This window comes from Oscillibacter sp. (assembly GCF_028693505.1).
Lineage (GTDB): Bacteria > Bacillota > Clostridia > Oscillospirales > Oscillospiraceae > Oscillibacter.
Genome location: NZ_JAQUVF010000015.1, coordinates 48814 through 63928, shown reverse-complemented (window position 1 = coordinate 63928; position 15115 = coordinate 48814). Strand labels below are relative to the sequence as shown.

Here is a 15115-nt window from a genome sequence, read left to right as displayed (position 1 = left end):
AACAAAAGAGAGCGGACGAAAGTCCGCTCTCCCAGCTCAGCGCTTATTGCCGGGTTTAAAAAGAATTGCCATGACCACGCCGAAAACCACCGCCGCCGTGATACCGCCCGCCGTGGCGCTGAGACCGCCGGTGAACACGCCCAGCCAGCCCTGCTCGCCGGTGGCCTTCACCACGCCCTTGGCAAGGGCGTGACCAAAGCCGGTGAGCGGGACCGTTGCGCCCGCGCCGCCCCACTGGACGAGGGGCTCATACAGCCCAAAGGCGCTGAGCGCCACGCCCGCCACCACATAGCTTGTGAGAATGCGGGCGGGCGTGAGCTTGGTCCGGTCAATGAGAATCTGCCCGATGGCGCAGAGGATGCCGCCGCAGAGAAATGCGTTGAGATATTCCATAGAGACGCCTCCCGGATGTTTTCTGCGGTCAGTTTTTCCCAAAAACGGCGGATTATGCAAAAGGGGAGGAGACCGGATAAATCCGGCCTCCTCTATGAAAAGGAAGTAGCAGGGAATGGAAGAACCTTACTTGGCCTCGTCCTGCAGCGCGTCGTAGCCCTGCTCGCCGGTGCGGACCTTGATGACGTTTTCCACGTTGGAAACAAAAATCTTGCCGTCGCCGATGTGGCCGGTGTAGAGGACCTTTTTGGCGGTGTTCACCACCAGGGCAACCGGCAGCTTGCACACCACAATGGAAACCTGAATGCTTGGCAGCATGGTGGCTTCCACCTTGGCGCCCCGGAAGTATCCCTCGGTCTTGCCACGCTGTTCGCCGCAGCCCATCACGTTGCAGGCGGTGATGCCGGTGATGCCGATGTCGAACATGGCACGCTTCAAAGCGTCGAAGCGCTCCATCTTGCAGAGAATATCGATTTTGGTCATCTTCACGCCGTCAGAGGAAACGGGCGCGGAGGCGGCGGGAGAGACGACCTCCACGGGAACAGACGTCTCCACGGGAACGTCGCCCTCCGCCACGGGCAGACCGTCGGGCGTGTCGTCATAGGTGAAGGCAAAGCCGCCGTAAGCGGAGGGCAGGCCGTGCTCGGTGATGTCGAGGCCCTTCATCTCCTCCTCCGCGGAAACACGCAGACCGATGGTGTGCTTAAGAATCTGAAAGACGATGGTGATCATCACGGCGGCCCAGAGCGCGGTGGCGGCAACGCCAAGGCACTGAATCAGGAAGAAGTGGAACCCGCCGCCGTAAAAGACGCCGCCGTCCACGGCGAAAAGTCCGGTGAGCAGGGTGCCGGCGGCGCCGCAGACGCCATGGACGGAGATCGCGCCCACAGGATCGTCAATTTTCAAAACGGCGTCGAAGAAGCCGACGGAGATGGGCAGCAGCAAACCGGCCACAATGCCGATGATGGCGGCGCCTGCGGGAGAGACGGCGTCGCAGCCTGCGGTGATGGCCACAAGACCGGACAGAGCGGCGTTGAGCGTCATGCCCACATCCGGCTTCTTGTAGCGCAGCCAGGTGTAGATCATCGTGACGCAGCAGGCCACAGCCGCAGCAAGGTTGGTGTTAACGAAAATCAGCCCGGCGGAGAGTAACACGTCGTCGCCCTCCATGGAGACGGTGGAGCAGCCGTTGAAGCCGAACCAGCAGAACCAGAGGACGAACACGCCCAAAGCGCCAAGAGAGAGGTTGTGGCCCAGAATGGCGCGGGGGTTGCCCTTTTCATCGTACTTGCCGATGCGGGGGCCCAGAATGGCGGCGCCGATGGCGGCGCACACACCGCCCACCATGTGGACCGCCGTGGAACCGGCAAAGTCGTGAAAGCCCAGCTGGCTCAGCCAGCCGCCGCCCCAGATCCAGTGGCCGGAGATGGGATAGATGAAAGCGGAGATGCAGAAGGAATAGATGCAGTAGGAAATGAACTTGGTCCGCTCCGCCATGGACCCGGAGACGATGGTGGCGGAGGTGGCGCAAAAGACGGTCTGAAAGATCAGGAACGCGAACAGCGGCACGCCTGCCGGGAGAATGGATGCATAATCTCCCCCGACAAAGGGGTCCAGCCCGCCGATGATGGCGCCGCCGCCGGCGAACATCAAACCGAACCCCAGAATCCAGTAGGTGGGGGTGCCGATGCAAAAGTCCATGAGGTTTTTCATGAGAATGTTGCCGGTGTTTTTGGCCCGGGTAAAGCCCGCCTCACACATGGCGAAACCGGCCTGCATGAAAAAGACCAGAGCCGCGCCCAGCAGTACCCAGATGGTGTTGACAGATGAATACATAGTGTTCCCTCCTTAAGAAACAAAAGGCAAGGACGCCGGAGAGTAATCACTCTCTCAGGCGTCCTTGCCTTTATGTTGGTATGACTTTACCACTGCAAAGCGGGCTTCGTCAATGGGCGAAATTTCCAAGAAATCTGCACTTTTAAACAAAAAGTTCTCAGGAACTTATATAATGTCCACTGAACAAATGCACTTTGAGAAGTGCATTTACCAAAAGAGCGAAAATCGCTCTTTTGGGTTTTAAAACAGGGCTGTTTTGAAACTTCAGCAGACATTATATAATTCGCACAATGGCAATGCTCACAGCGGGGCCACAAGGTTGGTATAGCCCATCAAAAACGAATCCACCTCCGCAGCGGCGGAGCGCCCCTCGGCGATGGCCCACACCACCAGAGACTGTCCCCGGCGCATGTCGCCCGCGGCAAAGACCTTCTCCACATTGGTGGCAAAGCTGCCCGGACGGGTCCAAACGGTCCGGTCAGATTCCACGCCGAAGGCCTTGCAGACGTCCGCTTCGCAGCCGGAAAAGCCGGTGGCGGCGATCAGCAACGAGCAGGGCAGGGTCTCGCCGTCGCGGGTGACAACGCCGGTGAGGACGCCGTCCTCCCCGGTGACAAGACTCTGGGGCTGCACGCCGAAGCGGCGGGGATCGGTTCCGGTGACGCATAGCGCCTCCTCGTGGGCGTAGTCCAGCGGCAGACGGCCATCCTTTACGTAATCCTCCCGGGGACGGCGCACCAGCTGGGTGACGGAGGCGCAGCCCTGTCGCAGGGCGGTGGCCACGCAGTCGCTGGCGGTGTCGCCGGTGCCGATGATGACCACGTCCCGGTTTTGCGCCGAGGGGACGGAGACGGTCTCTTTCGCAAAAATATGCCGTTCCACGGCGGCCTTGAGGTATTCCGTGCCGTAATACACGCCGGAAACGCCCTTGTCGTCGATGCCCAGGGGCCGGGGAGCGCCGGATCCGCAGCAGAGGATCACCGCGTCGTATTCCCGCAGCAGGCGCGCTGCGGTGGCGCTTTGGGCGGCGTCCACCCCGCAAACAAAGCTCACGCCCTCGTCGGTCATGAGGTCGATGCGGCGCTGCACCACGGATTTGGGCAGCTTCATGTTGGGGATGCCGTAGGTCAAAAGGCCGCCGGGCCGTTCCCATCGCTCTACCACGGTGACGGAGTGGCCCCGGTGATTGAGCTGGTCCGCTGCCGCGAGGCCCGCGGGGCCGGAGCCGACCACGGCCACCTTTTTCCCGGACCACTGGGGCGGGCGGCGGCGCAGGGAGGCGGTGTCGGCGAACGCCGTCTCAATGACGCAAAGCTCGTTGTCCCGGATGGTGACGGGGCTGGCGTACATGCCGCAGATGCAGGCCTGCTCACAGGGCGCGGGACAGACCCGGCCCGTAAACTCCGGAAAGTTGTTGGTTTTGAGCAGCCGGGAGAGCGCGTGGGCGGGGTTGCCGGAAAAGAGCATGTCGTTCCACTCCGGGATCAGGTTGTGCAGGGGGCAGCCGAAGGGCTTGCCCTCCCAGACGATGCCCGATTGACAATAGGGCACGCCGCAGTTCATGCAGCGGCCGCCCTGCTGGGCGCGCACGCTCTCGGGCAGGGGGAGATGGAATTCCTCCCAGTCGGCAACGCGTACCTCCGGCGCCCGGGCGGGATCATCCCTGCGGGTGTATTCCAAAAATCCGGTCGTTTTTCCCATAATGAGGTTCCCTCCTTTCTCAGGCTCTGGTGTTGGCGTAAAACGCCTCAATTTCCGCCTGCTCCCGGTCCATGCCCTTTTCCTCGTACTGGGCGATGGTGCGCAGCATCCGGTCATAGTCTTTCGGCATGACCTTTTTAAAGCAGGGGACGTAGGACGTGAACGCCGCGAGAATCTGCCTGCCCCGGGGAGAGCCGGTGGCGGCCACGTGCTCTTCCAGCAGGGATTTCAGCTCCTGAATGTCGTGGGCTTCCGTCAGCGTGTCGGTGAGGACCTGCTCCTTATTCAGCCGCAGGTAGAGATCGTGGTGCTCATCCAGCACGTAGGCGATGCCGCCGGACATGCCCGCCGCAAAGTTTTTGCCGGTGGGACCGAGAATCACGCACCGCCCGCCGGTCATGTACTCGCAGCCGTGGTCGCCCACGCCCTCCACCACAGCCACCGCGCCGGAGTTGCGCACGCAAAAGCGCTCACCGGCGCAGCCGTTGATGAAGGCGCGGCCCGAGGTTGCGCCGTAGAGCGCCACGTTGCCCACGATGATGTTCTCACCGGGGTCAAAGCGGCTGCCCCTGGGGGGATAGACGATCAGCTTGCCGCCGGAGAGCCCCTTGCCGAGGCCGTCGTTGCAGTCGCCCTCCAGCGAGAGCGTCAGCCCCTTGGGGATGAACGCGCCAAAGGACTGCCCCGCGCCGCCGTGACAGGTGACCACATAGCTGTCCTCCGGGAGGGCGTCCCCACAGGTCCGGGTGATCTCCGCGCCAAAGAGGGTGCCAAAGGAGCGGTCCGTGGAGGTGATGGGGAGCTCCAGCCTGCCGGATTTCCGGCCCTTCAGGCTCTTGCCCAGCTTCTCCAGCAGAATGCGGGTGTCCGCCGTATTCTCAAGGTGGAAATCATACACGGTTTTCGGGTCAAAATGGGGCACATGGTCGCCGTAGGGGTTTTGGAGCAAAGCGGTAAGGTCCAGCGTCTCCGCCCGGTGGGTGACGCGCGTTTCCCGGGGGCAGAGAAGGTCGCTGCGGCCCACCAGCTCCTCCACGGTGCAAACGCCAAGCTTCGCCATGTATTCCCGCAGCTCCTGCGCCACAAATTCCATAAAGTGGATGATGGATTCCGGCTTTCCCGCAAAGCGGCGGCGCAGCTGGGGATTCTGGGTGGCAATGCCTGCGGGGCAGGTGTCCAGATTGCACACCCGCATCATGCAGCAGCCCATCGTCACCAGCGGCGCGGTGGCAAAGCCGAATTCCTCCGCGCCCAGCATACAGGCGATGGCCACGTCCCGACCGGTCATCAGCTTGCCGTCAGTCTCAATGACCACCTGCGTGCGCAAGCCGTTTTGAATGAGGGTCCGGTGCGCCTCGGCGACGCCCAGCTCCCACGGAAGGCCCGCGCCCTGAATGGAGTTTTTGGGCGCTGCGCCGGTGCCGCCGTCGTAGCCGGAGATCAGCACCACCTGCGCTCCCGCCTTGGCCACGCCCGCCGCAATGGTGCCAACGCCCGCCTCACTCACCAGCTTCACGCTGATGCGGGCGCGGTGGTTGGCGTTTTTTAGATCGTAGATCAGCTGGGCCAGATCCTCAATGGAGTAGATGTCGTGATGGGGCGGGGGAGAGATCAAACTGACGCCGGGGGTGGAGCAACGGGTCTTGGCGATCCACGGGTAGACCTTTTTGCCGGGCAGATGCCCGCCCTCGCCGGGCTTGGCGCCTTGGGCCATCTTGATTTGGATCTCCTGCGCGCTGAGAAGATATTCACTGGTGACGCCGAAGCGGCCGGAGGCCACCTGCTTGATGGCGGAGCAGCGCTCGTCGTGGAGCCGTTCCCGGTCCTCCCCACCCTCACCGGAGTTGGATTTGCCGCCCAGCCGATTCATGGCGATGGCCATGCACTCGTGGGCCTCCTGCGAGATGGAGCCATAGCTCATGGCGCCGGTTTTAAAGCGCTTCACGATGGACGCAACCGGCTCCACCTCGTCGATGGGGATGCCGCCGTCTGCCGGGAAGCGGAAATCCAGCAGGCCCCGCAGGGTGTGGGGCTTGTCGGCAAAGTCCACAAGGGCGCTGTACGCCTTAAAGGCCTCGTAGCTGCCCTCCCGGGCGGCCTTTTGCAGCAGCAAAATCGTCCGGGGGTTGTACATATGGTCCTCTTTGTCGGGACCCGAGCGCAGCTTCTGGGCGCCGGTGGAGTCCAGCGTGGTGTCGTAGCCAAGGCCCAGCGGGTCGAAGGCCTGATTGTGGTTCCACTCCACGCCTTCGCCAATCTCCCCGAGGCCGATGCCGCCCACGCGGCTGACGGTGTTGGTGAAGTACTGGTCCACGACGGCCTTGTTGATGCCGATGCACTCAAAAATCTGGGCGGACTGGTAGGACTGGATGGTGGAGATGCCCATTTTGGAGGCGATTTTCACGATGCCGTGGAGAATGGCGCTGTTGAAATCGTTGACAGCCGCGCCGGGGTCCTTGTCAAGTAGACCCAAAGACACCAGCTCCGCCACGCACTCCTGCGCGAGGTAGGGGTTGATGGCCTGCGCGCCGTAGCCGAGAAGGGTTGCGAAGTGATGGACGTCCCGTGGCTCCGCGCTCTCGAGAATCATGGAGACGGCGGTGCGCTTTTTCGTGCGCACCAGATACTGCTCCAGCGCGCTGACAGCCAGCAGCGAGGGAATGGCCACGTGGTTTTCGTCCACCCCCCGGTCGGAGAGGATCAGGATGTTGGCCCCGTTTTTATAGGCCCGGTCCACGTTCACGAACAATCGGTCCAGCGCGTGGGCCAAGGGCATGGACTTGTAGTAGAGCAGGGAGATGGTCTCCACGTGGAAGCCCGGCTTATTCATGTACCGCAGCTTCATGAGGTCCAGATCGGTGAGGATGGGATTGTGAATTTGGAGCACGGTGCAGTTTTCCGCCTGTTCCTGCAAAAGGTTTCCGCCCGCGCCCACGTAAACGGTGGTGTCCGTGACGATCTCCTCCCGGATGGCGTCCATGGGCGGATTGGTCACCTGCGCAAAAAGCTGCTTGAAGTAATTGAAAAGCGGCTGGTGCTTTTCCGAGAGCACCGCCAGCGGCGTGTCCACGCCCATGGCGGTGGTTGGCTCCGCGCCGTCCCGGGCCATGGGGAGGATGGAGTCCTTCACCTCCTCGTAGGTGTAGCCGAACGCCTTGTACAGCCGGTCCCGCAGCTCCTGCGGGTGGGTCTCCACCCGCTTGTTGGGAATGGGGAGATCACTGAGGGACACTAGATGCCGGTCCAGCCACTCGCCGTAGGGCTGCTGGCGGGCATAGCGGCGCTTAAGCTCCTCGTCGTCGATGAGCCGGCCCTGCCGCAGGTCTGCCAGCAGCATTTTGCCGGGCTGGAGACGGGATTTCTTCACGATTCTCTCCGGCGGAAGGTCCAAAACGCCCACCTCGGAGGAGAGGATCAGCGTCTCATCCTCCGTGAGATACCAGCGGCAGGGCCGCAGACCGTTCCGGTCCAGCACCGCGCCCACGGTGTCGCCGTCGGAAAAGACGATGGCGGCGGGGCCGTCCCACGGCTCCATCATGGTGGCGTAATAGTGGTAAAAATCCCGCTTCTCCCGATCCATTTTCTTGTCGCCCGCCCACGGCTCCGGAAGGCACAGCATCACCGCCTGGGGAAGATCCATGCCGTTCATCATCAAAAATTCCAGCGTGTTATCCAGCATGGAGCTGTCCGAGCCGCTCTGGTCCACCACGGGCAAAATCTTATCCATGTCGCCCTCCATCAGCGCGGAGGACATGGTCTCCTCCCGGGCCAGCATCCGGTCCACGTTGCCGCGAATGGTGTTGATCTCGCCGTTGTGGAGGATATAGCGGTTGGGGTGGGCGCGCTCCCAGCTGGGATTGGTGTTGGTGGAAAACCGGGAGTGGACCAGCGCGATGGCGCTTTCGCAGGCGGGGTCCGTCAAGTCGGCGTAAAACTTGCGCAGCTGCCCCACCAGAAACATGCCCTTATAGACGATGGTCCGGCTGGAAAAGGAGGGAATATAGGTGTTGACATTGGACTGCTCAAAGACCCGGCGCACCACATACAGCTTCCGGTCGAAGCTGAGACCCGGCGGGCAGTTTGTGGGCCGCCTCACGAAGCACTGGCAGATGCAGGGCATACACGTCCGGGCCTTTTCGCCCAGCACCTCCGGATGGGTGGGGACGCTGCGCCAGCCCAAAAATTCCATGCCCTCCTTTGCCACAATGATCTCCAGCAGCTTTTTGGCCTGCGCCCGCTTCAGAGGGTCCGTGGGGAAGAAGAACATCCCCACGCCGTAGTCCCGCTCGTCCCCCAGAAAGATGCCCTCCTCCGCGGCGGACCTCGCCATCAGCTTGTGGGGCACTTGCAGCATCACGCCCACGCCGTCGCCGGTCTCGCCGGAGGCGTCCTTCCCGGCGCGATGCTCCAGCTTTTCCACGATTTTCAGCGCGTCATCCACGGTGCGGGCGCTCTTTGTTCCCCGCAGATTGACCACGGCGCCGATGCCGCAGGCGTCGTGCTCAAAGGCGGGGGAATAAAATGGGTTGCCTTGCTGGTCGGGTTCCTTCATGGGAATCCCTCCGATCTTTTCAAGAATTCCGGGCTTGCCCGGAGAGAGGTCAGTGGGTGTAGGAATCAAGAATGAACTGGGCGGTCTCCGCCATCTTCCAGCCCGCGTTCATGCTGCGTTTTTGCAAAAAGCGGTGGGCCTCGCCCTCCGTCATGCGGTGGACATCCATCAAAAGTTCCTTGGCCCGTTGGACCACCAGCTGCTCTTCGTCCCTCCGCTTGGGAGGCGGGTGGTGCAGCGATTTTTCCTCCAATTGCCGCAGAAGGTCCATGGTGGCGAAAAAGTCGGCCCGGAGGACGGGGGTGGAGAGCTTGTAGAGGTTTTCCCCCTCACACAGGTCCAGATTCACGGCGGAGGAGATCACCAGCAGCACGGCGGTCCCCCGGAGGTCGGCGGCAAGGTTTTCTGCGGTCATGTCCCGCAGCTTGAAGCCGCACACCACCGTGGCGCTGCCCAGCTTGCGCACGGCCCGGATGGCCTCCGCGCCGCTGCAGCAGCAAAGCGCCGGGGCATAGCCGCCGTTTTCCAGCAGATGTAGAATGCGGCGCTGCGCCTCCTCGTTGGAAAACGCCACCACGATCCTGTCCATAAGCCCGCCTCCCTTCCTGAAAAACCGGATTTTGTAAAAGGCCCGCGCCGTCAAACGCCGGTCAATATGCCACGAGATACCGCTCCAGCTCCCACTGGGAGACCTGCGACTGATACTCCGTCCATTCCCGCTGCTTGCCGCCGATATAGTGGGCGGTGACGTGGGGGCCAAGGGTATCCGTCACCACCGTGTCCTGCTCCATGGCGCGGAGGGCGGCAAAGAGCGTGCCGGGGAGACTTTCAATGCCGTGGGCGGCCCGAGTCTCCGGCGTCATGGCGTAAATGTTTTCCGCAACCTCCGGCGGCGGCGTCAGCTTTCGCTCGATGCCGTCTAAGCCCGCCGCCAGACACACCGCCATGGCGAGATACGGGTTGCAGGAGGGGTCCGGATTGCGCAGCTCCACCCGGGTGGCCTGCCCCCGGGGGGCGGGAATGCGCACCAGCGAGGAGCGGTTGGAGGAGGACCACGCGAGGTAGCAGGGGGCCTCATAGCCCGGGACCAGCCGCTTATAGGAGTTGACCAGCGGATTGGTGACGGCGCACAGGCCCCGCACGTGGGTCAGCAGCCCCGCAATAAACGCGGTGGCCGTGGCGGAGAGCTGATTGCGGGTGTGCTCGTCGAAAAAGAGGTTCTTTCCGCCGTGGAACAGGGACATGTTCAGGTGCATCCCGCTGCCAGCGGCGCCGGTGATGGGCTTTGGCATGAAGGTGGCGTGGAGGCCGTTTTTCTGCGCCAGCGTTTTCACCGCCAGCTTGCAGGTCATGATATTGTCCGCGGCGCGCAGCGCCTCGGTATACTTCAAATCGATCTCGTGCTGCCCGGCGGCAATTTCGTGGTGGCTGGCCTCCACCTCCATGCCCATCTGCTCCAGCGCCAGCGCCACCTCCCGGCGGGTGCTCTCCCCGTGGTCCAGAGGCCCCAGGTCAAAGTAGCTGGCTTCGTCCGCCGTCTGGGCGGTGGGCTTTCCGTTGTCGTCCGTCTGGAAGAGGAAAAACTCCAGCTCCGGCCCCACGTGGAAGGTGTATCCCATGCGCTCCGCCCGGGAAAGTGCCTGCCGCAGGACGTTGCGGGGATCGCCCATGAAGGGCGTGCCATCGGGATTGTGCACGTCGCAGATCAGCCGCGCCACCTTGCCGTACTGCGGTCGCCACGGCAGCACCGCGAAGGTGTCCAGATCCGGCCACAAATACTGGTCGGACTCCTCAATGCGGACAAAGCCCTCGATGGAGCTGCCGTCCATCATGATCTCGTTGTTGACGGCCCGCCGGATCTGGGAGGCGGTAATGGCCACGTTTTTCATCTGCCCGAAAATATCGGTGAACTGCATCCGAATAAACTGAATATCCCCGTCCTCCACCAGACGGATGATCTCCTCCTTGGAATATCTGCCCATGGCAAGGTCTCCTTTCAGCACAAAGCTGCGATTTACTACTTTAAAGTGTAAGAATTTAAGAAACAAAAAATGAGCAGGGGCGGCCCGAGAGGGGGCGCCCTTGCTCTCTCTTTTTGGATTATACGAGCCAAAAGCCCGTCCTGTCAATGGTTTTAGCACTGACAGAGCGAGCTTTTGGCGGATTTCGGAAACTCTTCTAAAACCGGGACTTTCTGAAAAAAAACCTTTGTGCACTTTCTATACGGCTTGCGGCTGTTTCTCGGCGGAAAACATTACTTCGTGCGGGAGAGACACACCGCGTGGCACACGGAGGGAATGGACTCCCCCTGAAAGCTGGAAGTGGGGGAGAGCAGCGCGCCGGTGGGGGCAAAGACGATCCGCTGCCAGACGCCCTTTTGCAGCTGGGAGAGCAGGTAGCCGTTCAACACGGACGCGGAGCAGCCGCAGCCGGAGGCGCCGGCGTGCATGTCCTGCTGCTCGCGGTCGTAGAGGAGCAAGCCGCAGTCCTGAAAGTTTGCCCCAAGTTTCACACCGTCCCGGGAGAAGAAGTCCCGGACGATGGCGTGGCCCAGCTCTCCCAGATCGCCGGTGATCACAAGGTCGTAATCGTCGGGTTTGGTCCCGGTGTCCCGGAAAAAGGCGGCGAGGGTGTCGTAAGCGGCGGGAGCCATGGCGGCGCCCATGTTGTTGGCGTCGGCAATGCCCTTGTCCACGATTTTGCCGCAGGTGATGTGGGTCACATAGGGGCCGGGGCCGTCGCTTGCGAGAATGGTGCAGCCGGAGGCGGTGGCGGTCCACTGGGCGGTGGGGGTGCGCTGGCTGCCGTAAGGCACCGGCATGCGGTATTGCCGCTCGGCAGTGCAGAAATGAGAGCTGGTCAGGGCCGCGGCGCGGTCGGCGTAGCCGCCGTCGATCAAAAGCGCGGCCAGGGACAGCGACTCTCCCATAGTGGAACAGGCGCCGTAAAGCCCGTAGAAGGGAATGCCGAAATCCCGCAGGCCGAAGGAGGAGCCGATGCACTGGTTCAAAAGATCGCCTGCCAGCACGTAATCAAGGTCGCCGGGCTTTAGCTTTGCCCGGTCCAGCGCCCGCTCCAGAACACGCTTTTGCATAATGGATTCCGCTTTCTCCCAGGTCTTTTCCCCGAAGAAGGCGTCGTCGCTCAGCTCGTCGAAGTACTCCGAGAGCGGACCCTGCCCCTCGAATTTCCCGCCGATATTGGCAAAGGAAAGGACGGAGGGCGGATGCGAGAGCGCAATGGTCCGCTTGCCCACACGTTTGTCATTCACTGAAAGTCACCTCGTTTTGACGGATTTTCCATAGGTTGTCCCAAACGCCCATAAATATGAATGTCCGGCGGTGCAAAGAGCACCGCCGGACATTTTTTCATGTATAGGACCGCTCCACGTTGACCACGGCGTAATAGTTGCCGTCCAGCGCGCGAATGGCGGTCTTGATTTTGGATTCCACCTCGCTGTCGCTCAGGCGGAAGCGGAAGGGGACCACCGCGTCGAAAATCACATTGGTGTGGGTGGGTCCCGCTACCATCCGGAAATCGTGGATGTTGATGGCGTCGTCAATGCAGTGGACCAGCGCCGCCACCCGCAAACGGGTCTCCTCGGTGACGCCGTCGTCCGTGACGACGGGGTCCATGTGGATCACGGTGTCGCAGCCCAGCTTTTCCCGCAGCTCTTTTTCCACATTGTCGATCTCGTCATGCAGCTCCAGCACGTTTTCGGAAGCGGAGACCTCCGCGTGGAGAGAGATCATCACCCGGCCGGGGCCGTAGTCGTGTACGATGAGATCGTGGACCCCGATGATGGAGGGGTGGGCCATGACCAGCGCACGGATCTGGGATACAAATTCGTGGGTGGGCGGTTTGCCCAGCAGAGGGTCCACCGTGTCCCGGGCGGCGTTGTAACCGGACCAGAGGATGAAAACCGCCACCAGAAGGCCACACCAGCCGTCGATCATGAGACCGGAGAACTGCCCCACCAACGTGGCGATCAGCACGGCGGAGGTTGCCACGCTGTCGCTGAGAGAGTCCATGGCGGTGGCATGCATGGCGGGGGCGTTCAGCTTGGCGCCGATGCGCCGGTTGTAGAAGGTCATGTACAGCTTTACCCCGATGGACACGCATAAAATCACAATCACCAGCGGGCCGGAGACGATGGGAGCGGGGTTTAAAATCTTGCCGACGGAGGATTTGATCAGCTCAAGGCCCATCAGTAAAATCAGGACGGAAACCGCCAGACCGGAGAGGTATTCGATACGTCCGTGACCGAATGGGTGCTGGATATCCGCCTTTTGCCCCGCCAGATGAAAGCCCAGCAGCGTCACAAAGGAGCTGCCCGCGTCGGAGAGGTTGTTGAAGGCGTCGGCGGTGATGGCGATGGAGCCGGAAATCGTCCCGGCAAAAAATTTCCCCAAAAACAGCAGAAGATTCAGCCCGATCCCCACCGCGCCGCAAAGAACGCCGTAGGCGGTGCGAAGCTCCGCTTCCGACTTGCCGTCGCTCCGGAGAAAAATCCGGGACAGCAGAGTGATCATAAGGATTCCTCCCTTTCCGTGGACACAGGCGGGTTTTGCCCCGCCCGGAAATACCGTTTTGTAAAGAGATAACATATGGGAATGGCGTACAGCAGCACGCAGTAGGGCATCGCCTCCAGCCCCACGTCCAGCGTCCGAAGGGGGACGGTGATGGCAATGCTCCACGGGATCAGCCCCGCGAGGAGGACGCCGGAGTTGGCAATGTCCATGGCAAGCTCCATTTGCGAAGCGCCGCGGCGGCGGTAAGCGTCCGCGAGAAGCTGCTCATCCATCAGCACCATGACGCTCTGGTTGCAAAAAACCGCCACCAAAACAGCGCTGACAATGCACATGGCGGGAAACAGGCCCAGACGCGCCGCCAGACGCTCCGTCCACGCTTTGGCAGGGCCAAGCGCGTCAATGCCCTCCAGAATCCCGGCGTAGAGGCTGGTGAGAAACACCACCGCCGCGCTCAGCAGCATGGATACAAGGCCACCGCCAGAGAGAATGGCGCGCAACGCACCCTGGGCCGGGACGTAGCCGAAAATCGCCGCCAGAGCGGCATGGCGCGCCGGCAGACCCTGCAAAAACACCGCCAATAAAAAAGCGGCGGCCGCGCTGACCGCCATGGCCCGCTTGACGGGAACCTTCAAAAGCGGCAGCGCCAGCATCGCCACGGCGGGGAGAAGCACGATGGGATGCAGGGAAAAATTTTCGGAAAGCGCGCGGAGCACCGCCGCATCCACGGAGGTAATGGGGTTTAAAACCGAGAGCACGGCGAATACCGCCGCCGTCAATGCCGTGGGCAAGGCGCCGGTTTTCAGCATTTCCCGGACGTTGGCGTAAAGCTCCGTCCCTGTGCAGGCCGCCACCAGCGACGCACACGAGGACATGGGGGAGCAGCGGTCGCCAAAATAGGCGCCGGAGAGAATGGCGCCCGCCGTTACCGCCAGATCCACGCCGCCGGAGCGCCCCAGCGTAATTAAAACCAGGCCCGCCGTCCCCACCACGCCAAAGCTGGTGCCAAGGGCGAAGGAGAGCAGGGCGGAGAGCAAAAACGCCATCAGCACAAAAAACGCCGGAGAGATCCCCTGAAGGCCGTAGTAGAGGAAAAAAGAAATGGTGCCGGAGGCTCTCCAAAGGGCCGTGACCACGCCGATGAGCAAAAAGACAGGCACCACGATCAAAGACTCCCGCCCCTTTTGCCATGCCATGGAAAAAAGAGCACGGGGAGAAAAGCCCCGCCGGAGGCCAAGCGCGAAAAACAGCCCCAACCCCAGCGTCAGCGCCCACAAAAGCGTATGCCCGGTGCTTAGGCAGAATACCACGCCTGCCAAAAAGAGAAGAAAGCAGGAAAGCACGGTTACTTCCCGGGGATCAGGAGCTTGATGTGGCAGCACAAGTCGTCCAGATCCCGGTCCGTTGCCGCAGGGATGCGCAGCTTCGCGCCGCACTCCCGGCAGATAAGGTCCACGGCGGAGCGGGCAATTTCCATGCCGTAGTGGCTGCTGCCGCAGCCGCAGGTGATGCCGCCGGGGCGGGCGGCAATGTCCTTAAGCTCAGAGAGGATCTCGTACATGATGACGTTGTCCGCAAACACCTCGGGGGAGTCCGCTTGCTGCTTTTCCTTCTCCACGAGAACGGAAAGCTCCCGCAGGTTTTTTTCCACGGTGCCCTCCGGCCCGATAAAGCAGCAAAATTGCTTTGTATCCGCGCAGCCAAGGGCGGTAGCGCCCTTGAGCACCCGCTCCGGGTCACAGACCGCCACATGGGTCTGCCCGCAGATTCCACAGGGGACGTCGATCCGGTACTTCTGCCCGTCAAATTCCGTCCGCAGAACGCTCTCGCCGCACTCGCAGGCAATCTCCGCGTCGGCGGCCTCCAGCGCGAACACGGAACGGCTCCCCATCACCGGCTTGCCGCACTGGGGACAAAGATATCCAAAGGTCCGCATTTCCGTCTGCATTCCAAACACCTCGTTTTCTTTCAGAAAATACAGGATACCACAACCGCCAAGCTGTGGTATCGTGTGGCCACGCGCCGCCTCCAGCGGCGGGACCTAAAATCCAAGCGCCTGCCCGCGCGGCGGGCGAATGCGCGTATAATAGCCGCTTTGCGGCCA

The 15115-nt window shown here is 61.9% G+C and carries 10 protein-coding genes; all 10 read right to left on the bottom strand.

The window, feature by feature from the left end; all coding sequences use genetic code 11:
- Nucleotides 1-36 precede the first annotated feature (36 nt).
- The 10 genes from spoVAE to PHI30_RS06250 all read right to left on the bottom strand — a co-directional run bounded on the left by spoVAE (nucleotide 37) and on the right by PHI30_RS06250 (nucleotide 14959).
- On the bottom strand, nucleotides 37-393 hold the full coding sequence (gene spoVAE / locus PHI30_RS06295) for a stage V sporulation protein AE (protein WP_300025435.1): 357 nt from the start codon (nucleotides 391-393) through the stop codon (nucleotides 37-39).
- Between the two features lie 126 nt (nucleotides 394-519).
- Nucleotides 520-2229, bottom strand: coding sequence for an ammonium transporter (locus PHI30_RS06290; RefSeq protein WP_300025433.1), 1710 nt, complete (start codon nucleotides 2227-2229; stop codon nucleotides 520-522).
- Nucleotides 2230-2529: 300 nt separating this feature from the next.
- Nucleotides 2530-3930 carry a glutamate synthase subunit beta gene (locus PHI30_RS06285; RefSeq protein ID WP_300025431.1) on the bottom strand — a complete coding sequence of 467 codons (1401 nt, stop codon included), beginning with the start codon at nucleotides 3928-3930 and terminating at the stop codon, nucleotides 2530-2532.
- A gap of 19 nt (nucleotides 3931-3949) precedes the next feature.
- Nucleotides 3950-8482, bottom strand: a complete 4533-nt coding sequence (gltB, locus tag PHI30_RS06280) for a glutamate synthase large subunit (protein ID WP_300025428.1) — start codon at nucleotides 8480-8482, stop codon at nucleotides 3950-3952.
- Between the two features lie 49 nt (nucleotides 8483-8531).
- Nucleotides 8532-9071 (bottom strand): ANTAR domain-containing response regulator, encoded by a 540-nt coding sequence (locus PHI30_RS06275; RefSeq protein ID WP_300025425.1) that lies wholly within the window; start codon nucleotides 9069-9071, stop codon nucleotides 8532-8534.
- Between the two features lie 61 nt (nucleotides 9072-9132).
- Nucleotides 9133-10464 carry a type I glutamate--ammonia ligase gene (gene glnA / locus PHI30_RS06270; protein WP_300025422.1) on the bottom strand — a complete coding sequence of 444 codons (1332 nt, stop codon included), beginning with the start codon at nucleotides 10462-10464 and terminating at the stop codon, nucleotides 9133-9135.
- 272 nt (nucleotides 10465-10736) lie between these two features.
- On the bottom strand, nucleotides 10737-11753 hold the full coding sequence (gene spoVAD, locus PHI30_RS06265) for a stage V sporulation protein AD (protein ID WP_300025419.1): 1017 nt from the start codon (nucleotides 11751-11753) through the stop codon (nucleotides 10737-10739).
- Nucleotides 11754-11850: 97 nt separating this feature from the next.
- A complete protein-coding gene (locus PHI30_RS06260) occupies nucleotides 11851-13014 on the bottom strand; it encodes a cation diffusion facilitator family transporter (RefSeq protein ID WP_300025416.1) in 1164 nt (387 codons plus the stop codon).
- The gene (locus PHI30_RS06255; protein ID WP_367186343.1) at nucleotides 13011-14207 is read right to left on the bottom strand and encodes a Na+/H+ antiporter NhaC family protein; all 1197 of its coding nucleotides are present in this window, start codon (nucleotides 14205-14207) and stop codon (nucleotides 13011-13013) included. Before PHI30_RS06255 ends, PHI30_RS06260 begins: the two co-directional genes overlap by 4 nt.
- 149 nt (nucleotides 14208-14356) lie before the next feature.
- On the bottom strand, nucleotides 14357-14959 hold the full coding sequence (locus tag PHI30_RS06250; RefSeq protein WP_300025413.1) for a hypothetical protein: 603 nt from the start codon (nucleotides 14957-14959) through the stop codon (nucleotides 14357-14359).
- Nucleotides 14960-15115: the final 156 nt, after the last annotated feature.